The organism is Ruegeria sp. H6 (genome assembly GCF_056532975.1).
The window spans coordinates 359,202-380,875 of sequence record NZ_JBQFOA010000003.1 but is presented as its reverse complement, the minus strand read 5'-3'; the positions used below and the strand labels follow the sequence as shown (position 1 = coordinate 380,875).

The 21,674-nt window shown below is 56.8% G+C and carries 19 protein-coding genes; 6 read left to right on the top strand and 13 right to left on the bottom strand.

Going from position 1 to position 21,674, the window contains the following annotated elements; genetic code table 11:
• Both ACR0AG_RS09515 and pta read left to right on the top strand, forming a co-directional pair.
• On the top strand, positions 1-584 hold a 584-nt coding region (locus ACR0AG_RS09515), incomplete at its 5' end, for a thiamine pyrophosphate-dependent enzyme (protein WP_480838145.1).
• 234 nt (positions 585-818) lie between these two features.
• A complete protein-coding gene (gene pta, locus ACR0AG_RS09510; RefSeq protein WP_480838143.1) occupies positions 819-1,835 on the top strand; it encodes a phosphate acetyltransferase in 1,017 nt (338 codons plus the stop codon).
• 29 nt (positions 1,836-1,864) lie between these two features.
• On the opposite strand, the gene ACR0AG_RS09505 is transcribed toward pta, so the two are convergent.
• On the bottom strand, positions 1,865-2,725 hold the full coding sequence (locus ACR0AG_RS09505; protein ID WP_480838141.1) for a GlxA family transcriptional regulator: 861 nt from the start codon (positions 2,723-2,725) through the stop codon (positions 1,865-1,867).
• Between the two features lie 445 nt (positions 2,726-3,170).
• Between ACR0AG_RS09505 and glpD the strand changes: the two genes are divergently transcribed.
• Positions 3,171-4,736: a glycerol-3-phosphate dehydrogenase gene (glpD, locus tag ACR0AG_RS09500; protein ID WP_480838139.1), complete on the top strand. Its 1,566-nt coding sequence runs from the start codon at positions 3,171-3,173 to the stop codon at positions 4,734-4,736.
• 139 nt (positions 4,737-4,875) lie between these two features.
• On the opposite strand, the gene phnY is transcribed toward glpD, so the two are convergent.
• From phnY to ACR0AG_RS09485, 3 genes are read right to left on the bottom strand one after another with little or no spacing between them, the layout of a single operon-like run.
• Positions 4,876-6,339, bottom strand: coding sequence for a phosphonoacetaldehyde dehydrogenase (phnY, locus tag ACR0AG_RS09495; protein ID WP_480838137.1), 1,464 nt, complete (start codon positions 6,337-6,339; stop codon positions 4,876-4,878).
• A 3-nt stretch (positions 6,340-6,342) separates the two neighbouring features.
• Complete coding sequence (gene phnA, locus ACR0AG_RS09490; protein WP_480838135.1) at positions 6,343-7,587, bottom strand: phosphonoacetate hydrolase; 1,245 nt, start codon at positions 7,585-7,587, stop codon at positions 6,343-6,345.
• A gap of 21 nt (positions 7,588-7,608) precedes the next feature.
• Positions 7,609-8,796 (bottom strand): 2-aminoethylphosphonate--pyruvate transaminase, encoded by a 1,188-nt coding sequence (locus ACR0AG_RS09485; protein ID WP_480838133.1) that lies wholly within the window; start codon positions 8,794-8,796, stop codon positions 7,609-7,611.
• 118 nt (positions 8,797-8,914) lie between these two features.
• Here ACR0AG_RS09485 and ACR0AG_RS09480 point away from each other — a divergent pair, with 118 nt between their 5' ends.
• The gene (locus tag ACR0AG_RS09480; RefSeq protein ID WP_480838131.1) at positions 8,915-9,811 is read left to right on the top strand and encodes a LysR substrate-binding domain-containing protein; all 897 of its coding nucleotides are present in this window, start codon (positions 8,915-8,917) and stop codon (positions 9,809-9,811) included.
• A gap of 13 nt (positions 9,812-9,824) precedes the next feature.
• Here the strand turns inward: ACR0AG_RS09480 and ACR0AG_RS09475 are convergent, their stop codons facing one another.
• From ACR0AG_RS09475 to ACR0AG_RS09460, 4 genes are all read right to left on the bottom strand, one after another.
• Positions 9,825-11,507 carry a Na/Pi cotransporter family protein gene (locus ACR0AG_RS09475; protein WP_480838129.1) on the bottom strand — a complete coding sequence of 561 codons (1,683 nt, stop codon included), beginning with the start codon at positions 11,505-11,507 and terminating at the stop codon, positions 9,825-9,827.
• A gap of 256 nt (positions 11,508-11,763) precedes the next feature.
• Positions 11,764-12,099, bottom strand: a complete 336-nt coding sequence (locus ACR0AG_RS09470) for a carboxymuconolactone decarboxylase family protein (RefSeq protein WP_480838127.1) — start codon at positions 12,097-12,099, stop codon at positions 11,764-11,766.
• Positions 12,100-12,110: 11 nt separating this feature from the next.
• On the bottom strand, positions 12,111-12,869 hold the full coding sequence (locus ACR0AG_RS09465) for an amino acid ABC transporter permease (protein ID WP_480838125.1): 759 nt from the start codon (positions 12,867-12,869) through the stop codon (positions 12,111-12,113).
• 9 nt (positions 12,870-12,878) lie between these two features.
• Positions 12,879-13,619, bottom strand: a complete 741-nt coding sequence (locus ACR0AG_RS09460) for an amino acid ABC transporter ATP-binding protein (RefSeq protein WP_480838123.1) — start codon at positions 13,617-13,619, stop codon at positions 12,879-12,881.
• Positions 13,620-13,740: 121 nt separating this feature from the next.
• Here ACR0AG_RS09460 and ACR0AG_RS09455 point away from each other — a divergent pair, with 121 nt between their 5' ends.
• On the top strand, positions 13,741-14,511 hold the full coding sequence (locus tag ACR0AG_RS09455) for a transporter substrate-binding domain-containing protein (protein WP_480838121.1): 771 nt from the start codon (positions 13,741-13,743) through the stop codon (positions 14,509-14,511).
• Between the two features lie 79 nt (positions 14,512-14,590).
• A complete protein-coding gene (locus ACR0AG_RS09450) occupies positions 14,591-15,343 on the top strand; it encodes a creatininase family protein (protein ID WP_480838119.1) in 753 nt (250 codons plus the stop codon).
• 70 nt (positions 15,344-15,413) lie between these two features.
• On the opposite strand, the gene ACR0AG_RS09445 is transcribed toward ACR0AG_RS09450, so the two are convergent.
• Genes ACR0AG_RS09445 through ACR0AG_RS09425 form a run of 5 tightly spaced genes read right to left on the bottom strand, consistent with a single transcriptional unit; the run spans position 15,414 to position 21,611 of the window.
• A complete protein-coding gene (locus ACR0AG_RS09445; RefSeq protein WP_480838117.1) occupies positions 15,414-17,123 on the bottom strand; it encodes an ABC transporter ATP-binding protein in 1,710 nt (569 codons plus the stop codon).
• Between the two features lie 6 nt (positions 17,124-17,129).
• Positions 17,130-18,080, bottom strand: a complete 951-nt coding sequence (locus ACR0AG_RS09440) for an ABC transporter permease (RefSeq protein WP_480838115.1) — start codon at positions 18,078-18,080, stop codon at positions 17,130-17,132.
• The gene (locus ACR0AG_RS09435) at positions 18,077-19,054 is read right to left on the bottom strand and encodes an ABC transporter permease (RefSeq protein WP_480838114.1); all 978 of its coding nucleotides are present in this window, start codon (positions 19,052-19,054) and stop codon (positions 18,077-18,079) included. Before ACR0AG_RS09435 ends, ACR0AG_RS09440 begins: the two co-directional genes overlap by 4 nt.
• A gap of 48 nt (positions 19,055-19,102) precedes the next feature.
• A complete protein-coding gene (locus ACR0AG_RS09430) occupies positions 19,103-20,032 on the bottom strand; it encodes a glutathione S-transferase family protein (RefSeq protein ID WP_480838112.1) in 930 nt (309 codons plus the stop codon).
• Positions 20,033-20,045: 13 nt separating this feature from the next.
• Positions 20,046-21,611 (bottom strand): ABC transporter substrate-binding protein, encoded by a 1,566-nt coding sequence (locus ACR0AG_RS09425; protein WP_480838110.1) that lies wholly within the window; start codon positions 21,609-21,611, stop codon positions 20,046-20,048.
• Positions 21,612-21,674: the final 63 nt, after the last annotated feature.

Genomic DNA, 21,674 nt, shown 5'->3' with positions numbered 1-21,674 from the left:
AGGCGATCATCTCGTCCGATATCGGCAACAACTGCGCCATCGGCAATGCCTATCCGTCCTTCGAAGAGGGCCGCAAATACCTGGCCCCCGGATTGTTCGGCCCCTGCGGCTATGGCCTGCCATCGGTGGTGGGCGCCAAGATCGGCTGCCCGGATGTCCCGGTTGTCGGCTTTTCGGGCGACGGCGCGTTCGGCATCGCCGTGACCGAGCTGACCGCGATTGGCCGCGAGGAATGGCCCGCGATCACGCAGGTGGTGTTCCGCAACTACCAGTGGGGCGCGGAAAAGCGCAACTCGACCCTGTGGTTCGATGACAACTTTGTCGGCACCGAGCTGGACACCCAGGTGTCTTACGCCGGCATCGCGCAGGCCTGCGGCCTCAAGGGCGTCGTCGCCCGCACCATGGACGAGCTGACCGATGCGCTGAACCAGGCCATCGAAGACCAGAAGAACGGCATCACCACCCTGATCGAGGCCATGATCAACCAGGAACTCGGCGAACCCTTCCGCAGAGACGCCATGAAAAAACCCGTCCAGGTCGCCGGCATCAATGCAGAAGACATGAAACCACAGGCCAATCGCTGAGCCCGTTCTGAACGGAAGACCTGCGCCGCGCCGCAGCGCGTAAGGGCTGCGGCGCGTGTCATGTTCAGATGTCACGGTATTTACCTTGCTATCCGTCTGCCCGCTTCTATTGGAAGGGCAGATGAAAATTGACCGCAATGGATTGCCAAGAAAAGCCGGGTGTGACTATGACCAATTTGTGCACTGCCCAGGTCCGGTCAGGCGGTCGCGCGCGTCATTCTGAAAGGGGCCAACATGAAACCGTTGGAAACACTGCTCACATCTGCGACCAAAACGCAAAAGACCATTGTTCTGCCCGAAGGGTCTGAACATCGCGTTGTGCAGGCGGCAGCCGAGGCCGTTAAGAAAAAGATCGCCAAACTGGTCCTGATCGGGAATGAAGAAATCATCACAACCCAGATGGCCATTCAGGGCGTCTGGCCGGATGACGGGTTCAGGGTTGAAGATCCCCTTCACTCGCCGCTTTTTGATGACTTGGCCGCGCTTTATTATGAGTTGCGTAAACACAAGGGCATTTCCTTGAACGATGCGGTCAACGCGACCCGTGAACCGCATGTATTTGCCGCCTTGATGGTCAAAAAAGGGTTGGCCGATGGCACTGTTGGCGGAGCCATTACGCCAACCGGTGATATCGTGCGGACCGCAATTCAAGTCATCGGCAAACGGCCGGATGCAAAGCTGGTGTCCAGTTTCTTTTTGATGCTGTTTTGTCAGGACCACCACGAAAAGAAGGGTATCCACATCTTTGCAGACGGGGGGCTGGTGGTGGATCCCTCCGCAGAAGAGATGTCCCAGATCGCCATTGATTCAGCCACGAGCCTGACCAGATTGACCGGCGATACGCCTCGGGTGGCCATGTTGTCCTTTTCCACCCATGGCAGTGCAAAACACCCTGCAGTGACAAAAGTGGCAGACGCCACAAAGCTGGCCAAAGCGGCGGCGCCGGATCTTTTGCTCGACGGTGAATTGCAATTTGACGCAGCCTTCGTGCCCGGCGTTGCCAAAACCAAGGCGCCGGATTCTCCGCTGGGTGGCAATGCGAATGTCTTTGTATTCCCCAATCTGGATAGCGGAAACATCTCGTACAAGATCGCGCAGAGGATCGGAGGCGCCTTTGCCATCGGACCCATCCTTCAAGGGTTGGACAAGCCGGCAAACGACCTGTCCCGAGGATGCTCGGTCGATGACATCATCTATGTGATCGCCGTGACGGCGGCGCAGGCGGCGGAGGGTTCCGAAACAAACGCCTAGAGCTTGATAACGATTGGGGATGGTACTGTTCAGAAACGCCGCCCACCACGGGCCTTGCTTGGGGACTTTCCGTACTCTGCACGATAGGTGGAGGACAGGCTGGAAACCGAAGAAAATCCGGTGGCCAGCGCGATATCGATCAATTGCATGTTGGTCTCGGTGACCAGCGCATGCGCTTTGCCAATACGGACCTGCCGATAGTAACGCCCCGGCGAAACGTCGAAATGCCGCGCAAACAACCGTTCCAACTGACGCACCGACAGGCCGACCTGTTCTGAAATCGCACGTGTAGAAATGGGGTCGGCCAGATTTTCCTCCATGATCCGGATCGCGCTGGACACCTGGGGCCCGAACGCATTCATCAGATAGCTTGAACCCTTGGGTTGTTCGGCGCCAATGTCCCGAACCGATTGGACGATCAGGCGGCTGCCAATCTCGCTATAGTCCTTGGCCGAAAGGAATTGTGCAATCAACCTGAGCGCCAGTTCGGTGGAAAAGTTCGCACCGGCCGATGTCACGATACCGCCGGCATCCTCAGCGTAGCTGAGCGAGAGATTTGGATAACTGCCCCATTCCTCAAGCACCCGAATGTCATACCAATGGGTTGTCACATTCTGGGTTGTCCCACGAGAGGCCTTGATAAACGCGGTTGCCGCGTCTGAGAGAAGCGCGACCAGACGTTTCTTTCTTTGCATCGCACGCACACGCGGCATCCAGGCCTCAGCTCTTACCCCGTCGCCGCCAACAACAACCAGAAAACTTTTCAGATTGTGCTCGAACACCGCCGGTTCCGCCCTGGCGATCAGACCACAGCGGCTCTCAATCAGACCCGGCGTGTCTGATACGAAAGTCCAGTTGAACTTTTCCTGATTCAGGACCTCGTTCGCCATCGCCAGAGTTGCAATGACAGAAGAAGCCTCCAGATCCGAAAATTTGTTCTGAAGGAAAACCTCAAAGGTTATCGGCGGATCGCTGTCCCCTCGGGACGTGGAAGGCGCAGAGTATGTTTTAAGATTAACCAATGGTCTTCTCTAGTTGAACAGTCTTTATGCTACAGCCGGGCGCACGAAAGGTCACTTTGCAATTTGAATTTGCGACAAGACCATTGTCCGTAACGCACGCCTCTCATTCCATCTCGGTCTCTTGGCTGCGCCGGTATTTGTCAACATGATGAGATAGTCATGCGCTAGATAACAGGATCAACCGCGACACCCGACAGCGCTGGAGAAGCTTGGAAAGCTAAAAGCGAAAATCAACGAAGTTTTCTTCTTTCCTTTATGTTCGTTTTTTGCGAGTTAAAGGCCAAACGAAACATTGACCGCTGGGAGTCAAAACATGTCGCGCACCTATGACTTGCTGATAATTGGCGGCGGTATAAATGGCTGCGGTATTGCACGGGATGCTGTCGGGCGTGGTCTGGATGTCTGTCTGGTCGAAATGCATGACATCGGATCGGCTACGTCTTCGGCCTCGACCAAGCTGTTTCATGGTGGGCTGCGTTACCTAGAGTATTTTGAGTTCAGACTGGTCCGCGAAGCCTTGATTGAGCGCGAAACCCTATTGCGGGCAATGCCGCATATCTCATGGCCGATGCGGTTTGTTCTGCCTTACCACAGGGACATGCGGTTCGATGCGAGCACGCCAACTTCGCGTTTGCTAAGTTTCGTTTTGCCCTGGATGAAAGGCCGGCGACCCGCCTGGCTGATCCGACTGGGCTTGTTTCTCTATGACAATCTGGGGGGGCGCGAGATCTTGCCCGGCACATCAAAGCTGGACCTGCGGAACAACCCCGAAGGCAAACCGCTGTCGCCGCATTTTGAAAAGGCCTTTGAATACTCGGATTGCTGGGTCGAAGACGCCCGGCTGGTTGCCCTGAATGCACGCGATGCTGTTGAACGGGGGGCCGAGATCAGGCTGCGCGAGAAATGCGTCACGGCGGACGTCGTGGATGGGATTTGGGAGATCACTACCGAGAACGCGACAACTGGCGAGGCCTCGAAAATCAGGGCCAAGATGGTGGTCAATGCCGGTGGGCCATGGGTGGGTGAGATCCTGCACGGCACGCTCAAAAGCAACGCCCCCGGCGGCGTTCGCCTGGTACGTGGCAGCCACATCGTGACAAAACGCCTGTTTGATCACGAAAAATGCTATTTCTTCCAGGGAAAAGACGGGCGGATCATTTTTGCCATTCCGTATGAAACAGATTTCACCCTGATTGGCACAACCGACGCGGACCATGCAGAGGTCGATGCAAAACCCGAATGCACCCCGGAAGAACGCGACTATCTGATCGACTTCATCAACCAGTATCTCGCCTCTCCGATCTCGGCAGAGGATGTGGTCTGGACCTATTCAGGCGTTCGGCCTTTGTATGACGACGGCGCCAAAAGCGCGACCGCTGCGACGCGGGACTATGTGATCAAAAAAGATACCAGCCGTGGCGCACCGATGTTGAACGTGTTTGGGGGAAAAATAACGACTTACCGGCGTCTGGCGGAAAGCGCATTAAAGGAAATCGAAACCGAACTGCCAACCCAAAAAGGCATCTGGACCGCAGGTGTCGCATTGCCCGGTGGTGACTTTCCCGTTGATGGGGTCGCGCAATTGATCGCGGACCTTCGGCAGGAGTTTCCTTTCTTGGATGACAGATGGGCCAAACGATTGATCAAAGCCTATGGGACCGAGGCACGCCTGATGCTCGCAGGTGCCACCAGCGCCGAAGATTTGGGCACCGATTTTGGAGCCTCTTTGACCGAGCGAGAAGTGAACTGGCTGATCGACAAAGAGGTTGTACACGAAGCCGACGACATCCTGTGGCGGCGCAGCAAACTCGGCCTGCGCATGACCGAGACACAGATGCAAGCGTTGGAAACCTGGTTGAGCGCACGTTTCGCGCGCTAAAGCGCAGTGATCAGCGACCGACGACGGATGGCGTCAAACCCCGATCGCAGGTCATAAGCGCGCGACCGAGATTGATGCCATTCTCACGCAGCCCGAAAACGCTGCGACCATTCTGTCGATTTCAATCAGGCCCTTGCGATCAGTTTGGCCAAGGCAGCGAATAGGTTTTGACGTTGGTGAAGAACTTCATCGCTTCGATGACCCCTTCCTTGACGCCATTGCCACTGTCTTTGATGCCGCCAAAAGGTGACATTTCAATGCGGTAGCCGGGTTGCTCCCAAATGTTGCAGGTGCCGACGTTCAGCCCATTGATGAACGCAATCGCCCGGTTCAGATCATTGGTGCAAACGCCCGATGACAGACCAAATTCGGTCCCGTTCGAAATACGCATGACCTCTTCATCGTTGTCCGGCACGCGGACGATGGGGATGACGGGGCCAAAAGTCTCTTCCATCACCAATTCGCTGTCATGGGGGACCTTGTCCACAACGATCGGGGGCAGCAAGGCACCCTGACGCCCGGGATGATAGAGCACTTCCGCGCCTTCACGTTCGGCCTGAAACACCCGGTTTTCGAACACTTCCGCAGCCTTGTCGTGGATCACGCATCCCAGCTCGGTTTCCGGGTCCTGGGGATCACCGAATTTGATCTTCTTGGCCTTCTCCAACACCAGCGGCACGAACCTGTCGGCCACGCTTTCCTGCACCAGAATACGTTTTATTGCGGTGCAGCGCTGGCCAGAGTTGCCGGTGGCGCCGGCCACGGCGATGGTTGCGGCTTTTTCCAGATCGGCATCGCTCAGGTCATTCAGAACGATCAGCGGGTCATTCCCGCCCAGCTCAAGCGCCTGGCGTTTGTAGACAGCCTTTGAGGCGATGATTTTGCCAACCGGAACACCGCCCGTGAAGGTGATGATGTCGATGTTCTCATTGGTGATCATCTCATCCCCAATGTCCTGCGGCAGGCCGGTAACAACCTGGAACATCTCGGGCGGCAAACCGGCCTCATACAGAATGTCAGCCAGCGTCAGGCAAGTCAGTGGCGTCAATTCGGTCGGCTTGCACACCATGCAGTTGTTGGTGGCAATCGACGGTGCGATCTTGTGGCTCACCATGTTCAGCGGGTGATTGAACGGCGTAATCGCCGAGATCGCGTTGACCGGCTCACGCGTGGTGAAGATTTTTCGCGCCTTGCCGTTGTGGGTCAAATCGCAGGAAAAAATCTCTCCGTCATCTTTCAGCGCCTCTGCGGCGGCGAACTGATAAACATCCTGCGCGCGCTTGGTTTCGTAAATCGCGTGCTGGTGGCAGATGCCCAACTCCAGAACCAGCCATTTAGCCAGGTATTCGCGGCGCTCGCCGATCAACTCGCCCGCCCGTTGCAGGATCTGGCTGCGTTCATAGCGCGTCAGCTTGGGCGTATAGTTCGCCGCAATCTCAAAGGCTTTGCGCGCGTGTTCCGCCTGACCCGCCGGCACATGGCCCACCACTTCGTTGGTATAGGGGTAAAGCACCGGCACGGTGTCGTCGGTAAAGACAATCTCACCGCCGATCCGCATGCCTTCGTTTCTGATCTCGGATTCGGACATAACCTGATCTTTCATGGCTTATTGCGCCGCCGCTGTTGTGGCATAGAAAAACGCATCAAAGTTGCGCAGATTGGGCGCGTTGCCCAGATCAATGACGCGGTTGACGATAAAGGGCACTTCCTGTTCTGTCAGCCCGCCATGGCTGCGCAGCGGTTCTTTCAGCGCGGCAAGGTCATGACGGTGGGCCGAAGTTCCAATCGTCATATTCTCACCCGAAATCATGACGATATCGCCAATCCGATCCGCAGGCAGTTCAAAACGACGGATTGCCTCTTCCTTGTCGATCACAAGGATCAATTCGTCCCGAGCGTCCAGCCTGGCCATGATATCGGCCCTGTCGGCGCCCTCTGGCAGATAGGCAGTGGCAAACGCGCCAAGCGCACCGTGGTGCACCACATATGGATCGGTGATGGGCAGGATCACCCGGGCCTCACCTTCGCCAAGCCATTCGTCCATCAAATCCTGCGCATAGATCACGTTCGGCTCGCCGTCCGCATTGTGTTTTGGTTTCATGCCATGATCGGCGGTCACCACAATCGCAGCGCCCATCTCGTCCAGCTGCGCCAGGTATTTGTCAAACATGGCGTAGAAGTCCAATGCGCCCTGCTCGTCCGGAGCGAACTTGTGCTGGATGTAATCGGTGGTCGACAGGTACATGACATCCGGCTTGAAGTCTTTCAGCAGCTTGACGCCCGCGGCAAAGACAAATTCGGACAGATCCGCCGAATAGACCTCTGGCACCGGCATGCCCAGCCACTCGCTGGCGTTGTCAATGCCGTGCTCGGCCTTGGTGGTTTCCCCCGAGCGTTCCGAGGAAAACGCAACCGCGCGGTCTTCGTCGAATTTCAGCCCGGCCCCCAGCAGCGCGCGCAGTTTATCCTTGGCGGTGACCATGGCAACACGATAGCCCGCATTGTAGAACTGCGAGAAGATGGTCGGCGCGCGCAGAAACCGCACATCGTTCATCATCACCTCTTCGCCGCTGTCCGGGTCGATCAGATAGTTGCCGCAGATACCGTGTATGATCGGCGGACGCCCGGTGGCGATCGACAGGTTGTTGGGGTTGGTAAAGGACGGGATCACCGAATGCGCCAAGCGGTCGGTGCCTGTCTCGCGAATGCGCTTGAGGGTTGGCATCAGACCTTTGGCAATGGCCACGTCCAGATATTCGGGCTCGCACCCGTCCAGACAAATGGCAATCGCCGGGACCTTGGGGGCCGGATAGACGCGTTCATTCGCGGTCACGGGGGTTTGGATGGTCATTCTTGTGGTGTCCTTTGTCGTTCAGGCGGCCAATTTGGCGCGTTCTTGCAGCGCCAGTTCGGGCGGTGCAGCACTGGCAACGCCCATTTCGGCCAATGAGTCTTTGGCAGCGGCAACAACCTGCCGCATAACCGTCTCGTCCATCTGCCCGATACAACCGACACGGAAACTGTCCACAACCGTCAGCTTGCCGGGGTAGATGATAAATCCTTTTTCCTTCATCAGGTCATAAAACCGGCCGAAGAGGAAATTCTCGTCTTCGGGGCAGAAAAAAGTCACGATGATCGGGCTAAGCCACCGATCCTGCAACAGCGTCTCAAACCCAAGTTCACGCATGCCAGAAACCATCACGTCGCGATTGCGCGCGTATCTTGCGCCGCGTGCTGCGACGCCGCCCTCGGCCTCATGCGCCTTAAGCGCTTCGAGAAACGCAGCAACCACATGCGTAGGTGGAGTAAAGCGCCATTGTCCGGTTTTCTCCATGGCTGCCCATTGCGCATAGGCGTCCAAGGACAACGAATGGCTGTTGCCTTTGGAAGCCTCCAGCTCGGACTTACGTGCAATGACAAATCCAAAACCGGGCACGCCTTCGATGCACTTGTTGGCCGAAGACACCATTGCCTCAAACCGAATGTTCGACGGGTTCAGGTCAATCGCGCCAAAAGCAGACATGGAGTCAATCAGCAATTTGCGGCCTGCCGCATAAACCGCCGATGAGATTTCTTCGATCGGATTCAAAATGCCCGAGGACGTTTCGCAATGGATTGCGACCACATGCGTGATCGCTTGGTCATCGGCCAATATCCTGGCCACTTCTGCCCCGCGAGGGGGCAAATAATCGCCCTTGTCCAAAACCACATGATCCCGGCCCAGATACTGCAAGGTCTGGGCCGATCTCAATCCGTATGCGCCATTTGCCAGAACCAACGTCTTGCTGTCGCGTGGAAGAAAGGTCGAAAGCATGGACTCAACGGCAAATGTTCCGCTGCCCTGGATCGGCACGCAATCAAACTCTTTGCCGCCATCCCCCAAAAGGGCCAGCAGCCGCGTGCGCATCTCGCGCGTCATGGCGCGGAAATCATCGTCCCAACTGCCCCAATCCTTCAACATCGCCTGTTTGACAGCGTAAGACGTCGTCAAAGGGCCGGGCGTCAACAGGTAGGGTTCGCCCATTTTCGGAGGCAGGATCGAGTTACGGGCTTTGGTCATGTCCACGGTCCAATAGCAGGATTTCAAGACACGTTTGCAACGCATCTCACCATATGTAAAATTGTAAAAAACAATTTATCCATAAGCTCTACCTATATCGAACACGGACGCCAAAAAAATGAGACACAGCCAACTCAGGGCTTTCCACTATGTCGCGACGTATGGCGGGTTCTCTCGCGCGGCTGAGGCGCTGTTTCTGACCCAACCGGCGGTGTCAGAACAGGTCCGTAAACTTGAGCAGGAAAATGACGTCTTGCTGTTTCAACGTGACCGCAAACAGGTCACCCTGACCCAAAAGGGCGAGCATTTGTTTCGCCTGACCAAGCAGTATTTTGAGATCGAAACTCAGGTTGAGGATTATCTGTCGGAATCTGCGGCAGCCGTCGAAGGTGAGCTGCGAATCATTGCGGACGCGGCCCATCACGTAATCGGATTTTTGGGTCCGTTCCGGGCTATGCACCCAAACGTCACGATCATTGTTCGGTCGGGCAATACCAACGAGATTTTGGACGAGCTCAGATCCTATAATGCCGAGATCGGGATCGTTGGCAGCCCCTCGCCCGGAACAGATATGAATGTCGTCAATCTCGGGTCAGCCGATATTGTCGCGTTCTGCGCGCATGGCATTATTCCGGATGATCTGGCGTCGCTTGCCTTTGAAGACCTCCAGAACCATCCGCTGATCTTTCGCGAGGTTGGGTCGAAGACCCGGCAGAAGCTAGAGGATGAGGCCCGGAAACGTGGCCTGAAACTCAAACCCGCGATCGTCGCCGAGGGGCGCGAAGCTGTGCGAGAACTGGTCGCATCGGGGGCCGGGATCGGTTTCGTGTCAAAGGCGGAATACAGCCATGACGAACGCCTCAGACAGATCGGGCTGAGGGATGTTGACCTTCAGATGGGCGAGAGCATGATATATCTCAGCCAGCGACATGAAGTGAAAGTCATCCGCGCGTTCATGAGATTTGTCACAGCCATGCAAGACCGCCAAGCCACTTTGGACGAACTGGCCCCCTAGCCCAGCATCAGACTTAGGTGGTTTGCTTTTGGCGCGGCATGTCCATGATCAACCGCGTCTCAAGCAATTGACCTTGCGCATACAATATCGGTGTTGAGATTGCTGCGATGTGACTGTTGAATTCGCGCAGGGCCTGCAAGGTTTCAAGATGCACGTCGCTGGTCTCAAAACTCTCAATTTTTCCGGTCTGCAAGCGACGGAAATGGCGTTTGCGACTGTCCCGCTCGGCCCGTTTGATTTCGGTCTTTTCCAAATTCAACAACCGGGCGCTTTCAAGGTCTTCGGAAATGATCACATTGGTTGCCAGTTTGAGGTTGGCCATGATCTTCTCGTGCATTTCCTCAAGTTCCTGCCACCCTTCGCGTGAAAACCGTTTGCCGGTTTTGGCCATATCCTCGGCCAGCACAGTCAATCGTTTGGCCACCACGTCCCCGGCGGTTTCAAGACGCACGGCATATTCCAGCGCATTGCGCGCCATATCCGCGCTTTGCCGATCAAGCTTTTGGGCAGGAACCGAAGCCACAAAACCGCGGATGTCGGCAAGGCATTGATTGACCTCTGTATCAAGTGTGCGAACCGCTTTGATCCGCTCTTTCTCTCCGGTGCGATATAGGTCCAGCAGCGGGTTGAACATCATCTCGACAAGATCAGCCATGCGCAGCAATTCGCGTTTTAGAGCCGACTGCGCCAAGGCCGGAGTTTCTGCCATCTTGGGATCAAGCGCGCTGGAGGGTCGCGCCAATGGCTCCAGTGCCGAGACGCGGGGACTTTCTGGCAGAAGGCGTTCAAAGACCATGCCCAGCACGCCGCAGAATGGTAGGCACAAGACCAGAAGTGATGCGTTGAACGCCAAATGCGTATTCACCAACATTTGCCCCTGATAATTGCTGCTGACGATCCCGGCCTGTAACGCGAAATTGGCTGCAAACAGGCAGATGACAGCCCAGACCCCGCGTAACGCGAGATTTGCAAACGGAATACGCCGTGCCCGGATATCCATACCGCGCGTCAACCAAACAGGGATCAATGCGCTGCCGAGATTGGCACCAAGTAAAACCGAAACCCCGGCCGAAAATGGCAGGGCGCCAATTTGCACCAATGTCACACACATGAGGATTGCCGCGACCGAACTGTGCATCACAAAGGCAAGTGCAGCTCCGACCAGAAAAGCGGTGATATAGTCGCGCACCAGATAATCGGCAATTGCGGGCAAAAAGGCACTGCCATGGATCGGGTCCATTGCCTCGCGCAAAAAGCGTAGCGAAATCAGGATGAAAGCGATGCCCATCAGAATACGGCCAATCTGGCGCGTCTTCTTTCGTTCGGTTTTGACAAATAGCCAGCCGCCAACAGCCAACAGCAGAGGGACCAGCCAATCCAGCCGAAAGGACAGGACCTGAATCACGAGCGCCGAACCCAAATCACCACCCAGCACGATGGCAAGGCCGGCTGGAAATGTCAGAAATCCGCCCGCAGCGAACCCTGAGACCAGCAGGGCAACCGCGGCGGAACTTTGCAGGACCACGGCCAGCATCATACCGGTTGCTCCAGACCCCAGCATGGTGCTGTTTCGCGTCAGGATGCGCTGAAACGACGCCCCATAGCTGCGCTCGATACCGGTGCGCACCATACGGACCGCAAAAAGCAGCAGCATCGTTGCGCCCGCCAATTGCGTCAGAAACACAAGTATTGCCATGTTCCGCGCCTCATTCTTTTTTCGTTTTGCCCATTTTCAGGAAAGCCGAGTACATCAGCCTGTCTGACGGTTTTTTCAAATCATACGCGATAAATCACAAAAGGCCATATTGGCGGTCAAAAAACCAACAATCAATACTGAAAACACGCAACAGCCCAAGACGCGAGGGCACGCGTTCTCTGCACCTTGCCCAGAGTATTGCTGGCAAAGGTTACGCTATCGTTTCGACGATCACAGCATCACAGGTGCAGTGCAACTAGGCGGAAAACACGTCAAATGCCTTTAACGCTTTGGCGCTGTACGCATAGGATGGTCCGCCGCCCATATAGGTGGCCATCGCCAAAGCCTCGCACAGCTCTTCCCGCGTGGTGCCCAATCGGACCAGTGATTTCACATGGAAACCGATGCAGCTGTCGCATCTTGTGGCAATTGCGATACCCAGGGCGATGAATTCCTTGGTCTTTTCGCTCAGCGCGCCATCGGTTTTGGCAGCCTTCCCCATAATACCAAAGCCCCGAACAGTTTCCGGTACTTCCTTGGAATAGGCACCTATATTGGCCTCCGTCTCGGCCATGAATTCTTTCCAATCCATCTGATCTCTCCCTATCCGCGCTCATCCGCGCCCATGCGTCGTTCCAGCCAGCGGACACCGGCGCTGATGATCAAAACCAGTATCAGGTACTCGAAGATCAGCAATGTGTAGATCTCAAGCGGGCGATATTCGGTCACCACCAACTCATTCGCGCGGCGGGTCAGTTCCTGCATCCCGATGACACTGGCAAAGGCGCTCATCTTGACGATGTAGATGAACTGGTTGGCCAAAGGCGGCAAAATGCGCCGGATCGCCTGCGGCAGGATCACATAGCGCATGGTCTGCATGTAATTCAGCCCGATGGTCTGCGCAGCTTCGCGCTGGCCTCGTGCGATGGACTGAATCCCGGCACGGTAAATCTCGGCAGTGAAGGCGCTGTCAGACAGGGCCAAAGTAATGATCGCGCCCCAGAATGGGTCGATCGGTACATTCAATCCCACCGATTGGAACACGATGGGCAGGCCGTAAAACACCCAGAACAGCATAGGCAGCAATGGGATCGCACGGATGAATTCCACATAGACCCGGTTCACCAACCTCCAGCCGCGTTTTTCTGACAGGCCCGGCAGGGCCACCAAAAGGCCGACGACAATCGACATCACGGCAGCAATCAAAGAGATCTGGATCGTGGCCCACATGCCCGAGACCAGGAACTTGACGTTGGTCCAGCCCGAGGCGGTCGTCGGGTCGATCACATACCAGCCCCATGTCTGCGAGGATGAACACCCGGCCAGCAACAAAAGAGGCGCAAATAGTACAAGCTTTTTCATAAGATCCTCTTAATGCTGCAGAATCTGGCCGAGGAACTTACGGCAGCGATCCGATTGCGGGTTGGTAAAGAAATGCTCCGGGTGCCCTTCTTCTACGATCTCCCCCGCGTCCATAAAGATCATCTTGTCCGCCACCTTGCGGGCGAAACCCATCTCATGGGTGACCACCACCATGGTCATACCTTCGTTGGCCAGTTCGACCATGACCTCAAGAACCTCGGAAATCATTTCCGGATCCAGGGCCGAGGTCGGCTCATCAAACAGCAGCACACGCGGCTCCATGCACAGCGACCGGGCAATGGCCACACGCTGTTGTTGACCCCCGGATAGCTGGATGGGCCGCTTTTCGGCCTGATCGGGAATGTGAACGCGTTCAAGATAGTGGCGGGCGCGCTCTTCGGCGTCCTTGCGGCTGAGGCCCCGCGCCTTGATCGGCCCCAATGTCAGGTTTTCCAGCACCGTCAGATGCGGAAACAGGTTGAACTGTTGAAACACCATCCCAACTTCGGACCGGATCGTAGCCGCAGATTTGGCGTCATTCGTCAGTTCGACGCCATCCACAAGGATCGAGCCTTTCTGGTGCTTTTCCAGCTGATTGATGCAACGCACAACGGTCGATTTCCCCGAACCGGACGGGCCGCAGATAACCACCTTTTCTCCGCTGTTGACCGTCAGGTTAATATCTTTGAGAACGTGAAACGTGTCGAACCACTTGTTCACGCCCACCATCTCGATCGCGGCGTTTGACATATTAAAAGATGTTCCTGCTTGAGCCTGAGTGAATTAATTTCTTGAGGTTACCGTTCTCTTTGCGCTTAAATCAATCAGGAAAACGGCCACTGGCCCAAAGCATCACCAACGGGAGAAATAAATGAAAACGTTCTGGAAGGCCGCAGCCATTGCGGCGGTTGGAATGGTATTGTCGGGTGCGGCCCACGCGCAATCGGCATTGAACGAAGTATTGGACAGCGGTGTGCTGAAGGTGGGCACCACAGGCGACTGGAACCCAATGACGCTGCGCGATCCTGCGACCAACAGCTACAAGGGCTATGATATCGACATCATGAACCAGCTGGCCGCAGATCTTGGGGTCGAGATCGAATATGTGCCCACGGACTGGAAAACACTGGTCAACGGTGTGGTCGCGGGCAAGTACCACCTGACCGGGTCGGCCTCGATCTCTCCACCGCGCATGAAAGTGGCCGGGTTTTCCGAAAGCTACATCGCGGTTGAGTTGTTCCCCTACACAACCAAGGACAAGGCGGACAAGTTCGACGGGTACGATTCGATCAATCAGGCCGGTGTGACGGTGGCCACCACCTTGGGCACCACATTCGAAAAACGGGCCCGCGAATGGTTCCCGAATGCCGAGATCAAAGTGGTCGAGGCACCAGCGCGTGGTTTTCAGGAAGTGATCGCGGGCCGTGCGGATGTGTTCATCACTTCAAACATCGAAGGCTCGACGCTGGAAGACAAATTCCCGGTCGTGCGGGTCAAGAATGCCGGGCCTCGGTCGCCCTCACCCATCGCGATGATCCTGCCGCAAAGCGATCAGGTCTGGATCAACTATGTGAACAACTGGATCGAAGTGAAAAAGGCGCAGGGCTTCTTTGAGGAAATCCAGACGAAATGGGGTCTGTGATCCGGTGATCTGAAACGCCCGGCCATCGATGCCGGGCGTTTTGCCGGCGGTTTCTCGACCGGAGTTTTAGGAGGCCGCCATGCAGCTTGCGCATATGACATGGTATGAGGTGGGTGCCCGCATCGAAAAAGGCGTCGCCATCATACTGCCGGTGGGCTCGACCGAGCAACACGGTCCCATGGGTCGGATCGGTACAGATACGATCTGTGCAACAGAGGTGGCGTTGGCGGCTGCTAAGATTTGTGACGCCATGGTTGCCCCGTCGCTTGCGTACACACCGGCGCCCTTCAACACGAGCTTTCCGGGCACGATTTCCCTATCTGCCGACACGTTCCAGTCTTTGGCGCAGGAGGTGATCTCGGGCTGCCTTGATCAGGGTTTTATGGGTGTCTTTGTGGTCAACGGTCATGGCGCCAATCTCGACCCTCTCAGACGCATCGCGTCTCAGACATCAGAAAACAGGCTTGAAATCCGAAGCTGGTGGGACCCGGACCCTGTCAACACGCTGCGCCATGATCTCTATGGCGAGTGGGAAGGTATGCACGCGACACCTTCGGAAATCGCCATAACGCAGACCTTGCTGGGCGTTTTGCCAAAGAACGAAGCCAAAGACCCGCCCCAGAAACTGGACGCCCAGTTTATTGCAGCACATGCAGGGGATCGACATGGTCCACCAGATGAACACCGCGCCATGTTCCCCGACGGGCGTGTCGGTTCACATTCTGCCCTTGCCACCCCTGAAGATGGCAGAGCGTTACTGGATACAGCCGCGCAATCCATTGCACGGGAATTCGCGGATTTTGAAACGCGTTTGCGTGCGAGAACTACGTAAACCCCGGCAATAACCGAAGTTCGAAGGACGGGGCTGGATGCGTTTGGGCCCCGCTGCGGGCGGGAGCGGCTCAGGCTTCCGTACCCAGACCATCCGTGGACAGATCGTCCAGCTTGGGCATCAGCCGCAACAACTCACGCGTATAGTCGGTTTGCGGATTGGCAAACAGGTCGTTGGTATCCTGAACCTCGACAATTTTGCCCTGTTTCATCACCGCAACCCGGTCGCACATCTGGCGGACCACCGGCAGATCATGGCTGATGAACAGCATGGTCAGGCCCAGATGTTCCTGCAGGTCCTTCAGGATGTTCAGAATCTGCGCCTGGATCGATACGTCCAACGCGCTGGTCGGTTCGTCACAGATCAGGAATTTGGGTTGCGTCGCCAATGCGCGTGCAATCGAGATGCGCTGGCGCTGACCACCTGAAAACTCGTGCGGGTATTTCAAACCGGCTTGCGCGCCCAAACCCACCTGATCAAGCAGTTCGTCAACACGTTTGTTGACCTCAGATCCGCTCATCAACCGGTGATGGCGGATAGGTTCGGCCACGATCTCATCCACCCGCATCCGGGGATTGAGCGAGGAATATGGATCCTGAAAGATCATCTGAATATTCTGGCGATACTCTTCCTGAACCGCCTTGTCCCCCAGATCGCTGACAAGCTTGCCCTCAAAATGGATGGTGCCCGCATCCACCGGGTAAAGACCGGCAATCATCCGCGCCACGGTCGATTTCCCCGAACCGGATTCGCCGACAACGCCGAACACTTCTCCGGCCTGAATGTCGAAACTGACATCGTCAACGGCGGTAAAATAAGTGCGATCCCACGGCAGCAAACCCCGCCGCAGCAGAAAGTTCTTTGTCAGATTGCGAATTTCATAGACCGGTTTTGAGGCGTCATTTTCGACTTTGGGCCAGTGCCGGGCCATATCCTCGATCGCGAACCTTGTATCGCGCCCGCCATAGCTGATCTGCGGAAAGCGATGAAGTTTCAAGGTCGGGCGTGGCACGGCCGCAATCAGCGACTTGGTATATTCGTGCTGCGGTTGCCCCATGACCTGCGCGGTCGGGCCACTTTCCACCACCTTGCCCGCATACATCACCGTCACCCGGTCAGTTGTGTCCGCAATGACCCCCATGTCATGCGTGATCAGGATGACACCCACCTGCCGTTCGCGCGCCAGTTCCTTGATCAGATCCAGAATTTGCGCCTGAACCGAAACGTCCAAGGCAGTTGTCGGCTCATCCGCAATGATCACATCGGGCTCTGTGCACAGGGCCAGCGCGATCACAACCCGCTGACGCATCCCGCCTGAAAACTGGTGCGGATACTGGTTCAGCCGCGTGTCAGGATCCGGGATACCGACGCGGTCGATCAGGTCTCTTGCTCGCTTGGTCGCTTCCGCCTCGGACCCACCGAGATGGGCCATAATGGTTTCGACAAGCTGTTCCTTGATCGTGAACAGCGGGTTGAGCGAGGTCAGCGGGTCCTGGAAGATCATCGAAATCTTCTTGCCGCGCAACCCGCGCATGGCATCGGCGTCCAGCCCGCTGATCTGCTCATCGCCCAATTTGATCTGTCCACTGGCGATGCGGCCCGGTCGCTCTAGTAAGCCCATGACAGCCGCACCGATGGTGGATTTTCCCGCACCGGATTCACCGACGAGGCCATGAATTTCTCCGGGCGCGACGGACAAGTCGGCGTGATCAACCGCGGTGAACAGGGCACGTCGTGTTGGAAACTCGACGGTGAGGTCTTGGATCGACAAAAGGCTCATGGTTCGTTACCGCAGTTTTGGGTTCAGCGCGTCGCGCAGCCAGTCGCCCAGCAGGTTCACAGACAGGGCCAGCGCCAGAAGGGTGCAGGCCGGGAAGAACAGGATCCACCATTCGCCCGAGAACAGAAAACCCTGCCCGATGCGGATCAGCGTGCCCAGCGATGGCTGTGTCGGCGGCGCACCGACGCCCAGAAAGCTCAACGTTGCCTCGGCAATGATCGCAAGCGCCAGCGAGATGGTCGCGATGACCAGCACGGGGCTTAGAACGTTTGGTAGAATATGGCGGAACATGATCGGGATCGAGCCGCGCCCGATCAGGCGGGCAGCCTGCACATATTCCTTGTTTTTCTCGACCAGAGCCGCGCCCCGCACAACGCGGGCAAATTGTACCCAGTCTGACAGGGCAATCGCAATGATCAGCACGTAGATCGCCATTTCATTGCGGTATTCCGGCGGGGTGAACCCCTTGGCGATGCCAAAGATCAGCATGGCCACCAGAATGGCCGGAAAAGTCAACTGAACGTCCGCGATCCGCATGATCAACGTTTCGATCCAACCGCCATAATAGGCGGCGACCAATCCCAATATGACGCCGATGATCATGGCCAGCAGAACGGCGGCTGCACCGACGAACAGAGAAATGCGCAGGCCGTACAGGATGGTCGAAAACACGTCGCGCCCCTGATCGTCCGTGCCCAGGAAAAAGGTCTCCTGCGTGAATGCGTTGGGCGTGCCCGGGGGGGTGAAGCCATTCATCAGGTTCAATGTGGCCGGGTCAAACGGGTTATAAGGCGCGATCAGCGGTGCAAAGATGGCCGCCAGAACAAGGATTACGACAACCAACGATGCCACCATCGCAACCGGCGAATGGCGGAAGGACCAGGCAAAATCACTGTCCCAGAGTTTGGCTATACGCGACTTGGGCGCAGGGTTTTGGGTCTCAGTCGTATCGGTCATGTGGCCCTCGCGTCGACACGCAGGCGCGGGTCAATGGCATAGTAAAGAAGATCCACGATCAGGTTGATCGTGACGAACATCACCGAGATCAGCATCAGATAGGCCGCCATCACGGGGATATCGACAAACTGGATCGCGTTGATGAACAGCAGGCCAACACCCGGCCACTGGAACACGGTTTCAGTAATGATGGCGAAAGCGATGATCGAGCCCAATTGAAGCCCGGTTATCGTGATGACTGGCACCAAAGTGTTCTTAAGCGCATGGCGGAAATTGATCACCCGTTCCGACAGCCCCCGGGCGCGGGCAAAACGCACATAGTCGGCGCGCAGCACCTCAAGCATCTCGGACCGTACCAGCCGCATGATTAGCGTCATCTGGTAAAGGCCCAGGGTAATTGCAGGCAAAATCAGTGCTTTCAGGCCCGACGCGGTCAGAAAGCCGGTAGACCAATTGCCAATCATAACAGTCTCGCCCCTCCCGAAGCTGGGCAACAGGTCAAGCTCGACCGAAAAGATATAGATCAGCAGGATCCCGATCAGAAACGTCGGAAGGGACACGCCAATCAGACTGACGGTCATGATCACATTCGCCGCTATCCCTTGTCGTCGAATGGCTGTGAACACCCCAAGGGCGATGCCCATTGTGATGGCCAAAAACCCGGAAACAAAGGCCAATTCCAGCGTCGCAGGGGCCCGTTCGGCTATGATCGTGGAAACCGGGCGACCCTGGCGGTACGACACGCCAAAATTCCCCTGCACCGCGCCTTGCAGAAACTTTGCATATTGCACGACAAAAGGCTGATCCAGGCCAAGCTCGGTGCGCAGGCGGTCAATATCGGCCTGGGTGCGCTCTTGTCCCAGCATGTTGTCAATCGGGTCGCCGACAAAGCGGAACATCGAAAATGCCACCAGACCCACGACCAAAAGCACGATCACGGATTGGAACATTCTGCGGACGATATATGCGAACATTCGTTTTCCTTCTTGGTCCGTCTGTCTAGGCAATACCCGAATGTGCGGTCAAGACACTGACACACTCATCTGGTTACGATTATGGGGCGCGTGCCAATTGACGTGAGGTCCGACCGGCACGATGCCAAGCGGGTTGCGCAATTCCGACGGTGAGAAATAGCCCGCCTTGTATATATCGAAACGCACCGTACCGGCCACGCCTGGAAGTGCGTAGAGGTCACGGGCATAACCCCACAGATGCGGGTAATCGGTCAGGCGATGCAGGTTGCATTTGAAAGCGTAATGATACGCCACATCAAAACGCGCCAGCGTCGGAAACAGGCGCAAGTCGGCCTCGGTCAGAGTGTCCCCGCACAGATATCGATGCTGCGCCAGATGGGCTTCAAGCTCATCCAGCATTGCGAACACGTCGTTGAACCCTGCCTCGTAAGCCTCTTGCGTGCGGGCGAACCCTGCGCGGTAAACACCGTTGTTCAGGCGCGGATAGATTTTGGCGTTCCAATCCTCGATTGCGTCGATCTTGTCCGGAGGGGCCAGATTGGGCCCAAACCCCTGCAACGTACCGAGCATCCGAACAAGATCGGCGGATTCGTTGGATACAGCGCGGTTTTCCAGCCGATCCCACAGCAGCGGCACAGTCAGGCGCCCCGTATAGGCGGGATCAACTCGGGCATAGATCTGGTGCAAGGCCGAGGCACCAAACAGCGGGTCTTCCGCATCCGCATAAACCCAACCATCTGCTGTCCTGCGTGGCTGGGCGTAAGAAACCGAGATGATCTCGTCCAACCCCTTGATGGCGCGTGTCAGAAGTACGCGATGCGCCCAAGGGCAATTCCATGCCGCATACAAATGAAACCGTCTAGGCCCGAGAGGCCCGTCAGGCAGCGCATTGCGGATGGTTGAGGCTTGTCGGCGAAACGCACCATCAAGCGGGGTTTCCGGTGCGGGGTCTTCCGAGTGGAAGACCCCATCAATCATGAGGCCCATAGGGTCAGTTCACCGTGACCCAGCGCAGCAGGAAGAAATTGTCCGGGCGTTGGGTCAGGTCAATATTGCTACCGGCACCCCAGACCAGAGGCTGAACGTAGAGCGGAACATAGACGTGTTCGTCCTGGATAATCGCCGCCGCTTCGTCGAGCATCGCCTGCCGTTTTTCAGCGTCGAGTTCCGATTGGATCAGAGGCAACAACTCATCAACGCGTGCGTTCGAGAACCCACCAAAGTTCCAGCTGCCCAGCTTCTTTTCCTCGTTGGGCGTGGCCACCAGAAAACGGATCGGGTGTTCGGCGTCAAAGGTGCCCGGGCTCCAACCCAAGAGAAACATATCGTAATTGTCTTCGCGCAGCTCGGGCCAGTAGTTGCGCACCGGCATCGCCTCAAGCTCGGCCGTGACCCCGATCTGCGCCAGCATGCTGACCACAGCCTGACACACGGCTTCGTCGTTCAGATAGCGGTCATTCGGGCACTTCAGACCAAAGGAAAACCCATCTGCATAACCTGCTTCGGCCAGCAGCGCCTTGGCGGCTTCAACGTCAAAAGCGGGCCGGTCGGCGTTGGCGGCGGAATATCCGCCCATCGCAGGGCTGACCAATTGCGACGCAGCCTCGGCGTTGCCCCGCATGATGGTGGTCAGAATGGCATCGACATTCACCGCCTGTGCCACCGCCTGACGGACCCGGGCGTCGCGGAAAGGGTTCGGCTTGCCCGCATCGTCGGTATATTTCAGCGCCTCGGCTGCATGGTCAAAACCCAGCATGATCACCCGCGCCTCGATCCCTTGAATGACGTCAACGTCATCGCTTTGCTGCAAGCGCGCCACATCCTGAATAGGCACCGGGTTGATCATGTCCACATCCCCCGACAGCAATGCCGCCACAGCCGTGGCCGGGTTCTGGATCGGCGTGAATTCGGCATTGGTGATGTTGTGCTGGGCAGTGTCCCACCAGCCGTCAAAGGGCTCCAGAACCGTGCGCAAACCGGGTTCGCGCGCGGTGACCTTGAATGCGCCGGTTCCGTTGGCATTCAGCGTGGCGTAGTTGCCGGCTTCCTTGTCGGGTACGGCGGCTTCATTGGCCTCGGCCCAACCCTGATCCATGATCATCCAGTTTGCGATCGAAGACGGGAACAGGGGGTTCGGTGCGGTCATCATGAAATCGACGGTATAATCGTCGACCACATTCACCTCGCTGACCGGCGCGAACCAGCTGCGGGTATCCGCAGCCTCGCCGGACGCGCGTTCATAGCTGAACAGAACGTCATTTGCGTCAAAGCTGCTGCCATCGTGGAAGGTGACGCCCTCGCGCAAGTTGAAACGCCAACCTTCGCCGTCACCGATGGATTCCCAACTGACAGCCAGCGCGGGCTGAACGCTCATATCCTTGTCGCGGCGGACCAGGCCTTCATAGACGTTGTTGAGAAACCCAAGCACGGGTGCTGAATTTACTGCATGCGGGTCCAGCGTCTGAGGATCTGTGGTCGAAGCCCATTTGAACTCGGCCGCATGGACCGCCCCTGCGGCCAAAACAGCCATTGCGATGGCACCGTTCCTGAAAAACATGGCAAACCTCCTGGTATTTTGGGCGCAGATTTCGGGGGATGGAACCCGCCGAACACATCTGAT

Excerpts from the sequence above, each read along its gene's own strand:
- pta (WP_480838143.1), top strand. The coding sequence starts at position 819 with ATGAAACCGTTGGAAACACTGCTCACATCTGCGACCAAAACGCAAAAG.
- ACR0AG_RS09505 (WP_480838141.1), bottom strand. The coding sequence starts at position 2,725 with ATGGCGAACGAGGTCCTGAATCAGGAAAAGTTCAACTGGACTTTCGTA.
- glpD (WP_480838139.1), top strand. The coding sequence starts at position 3,171 with ATGTCGCGCACCTATGACTTGCTGATAATTGGCGGCGGTATAAATGGC.
- phnY (WP_480838137.1), bottom strand. The coding sequence starts at position 6,339 with ATGAAAGATCAGGTTATGTCCGAATCCGAGATCAGAAACGAAGGCATG.
- phnA (WP_480838135.1), bottom strand. The coding sequence starts at position 7,587 with ATGACCATCCAAACCCCCGTGACCGCGAATGAACGCGTCTATCCGGCC.
- ACR0AG_RS09485 (WP_480838133.1), bottom strand. The coding sequence starts at position 8,796 with ATGACCAAAGCCCGTAACTCGATCCTGCCTCCGAAAATGGGCGAACCC.
- ACR0AG_RS09480 (WP_480838131.1), top strand. The coding sequence starts at position 8,915 with ATGAGACACAGCCAACTCAGGGCTTTCCACTATGTCGCGACGTATGGC.
- ACR0AG_RS09475 (WP_480838129.1), bottom strand. The coding sequence starts at position 11,507 with ATGGCAATACTTGTGTTTCTGACGCAATTGGCGGGCGCAACGATGCTG.
- ACR0AG_RS09470 (WP_480838127.1), bottom strand. The coding sequence starts at position 12,099 with ATGGATTGGAAAGAATTCATGGCCGAGACGGAGGCCAATATAGGTGCC.
- ACR0AG_RS09465 (WP_480838125.1), bottom strand. The coding sequence starts at position 12,869 with ATGAAAAAGCTTGTACTATTTGCGCCTCTTTTGTTGCTGGCCGGGTGT.
- ACR0AG_RS09460 (WP_480838123.1), bottom strand. The coding sequence starts at position 13,619 with ATGTCAAACGCCGCGATCGAGATGGTGGGCGTGAACAAGTGGTTCGAC.
- ACR0AG_RS09455 (WP_480838121.1), top strand. The coding sequence starts at position 13,741 with ATGAAAACGTTCTGGAAGGCCGCAGCCATTGCGGCGGTTGGAATGGTA.
- ACR0AG_RS09450 (WP_480838119.1), top strand. The coding sequence starts at position 14,591 with ATGCAGCTTGCGCATATGACATGGTATGAGGTGGGTGCCCGCATCGAA.
- ACR0AG_RS09445 (WP_480838117.1), bottom strand. The coding sequence starts at position 17,123 with ATGAGCCTTTTGTCGATCCAAGACCTCACCGTCGAGTTTCCAACACGA.
- ACR0AG_RS09440 (WP_480838115.1), bottom strand. The coding sequence starts at position 18,080 with ATGACCGATACGACTGAGACCCAAAACCCTGCGCCCAAGTCGCGTATA.
- ACR0AG_RS09435 (WP_480838114.1), bottom strand. The coding sequence starts at position 19,054 with ATGTTCGCATATATCGTCCGCAGAATGTTCCAATCCGTGATCGTGCTT.
- ACR0AG_RS09430 (WP_480838112.1), bottom strand. The coding sequence starts at position 20,032 with ATGATTGATGGGGTCTTCCACTCGGAAGACCCCGCACCGGAAACCCCG.
- ACR0AG_RS09425 (WP_480838110.1), bottom strand. The coding sequence starts at position 21,611 with ATGTTTTTCAGGAACGGTGCCATCGCAATGGCTGTTTTGGCCGCAGGG.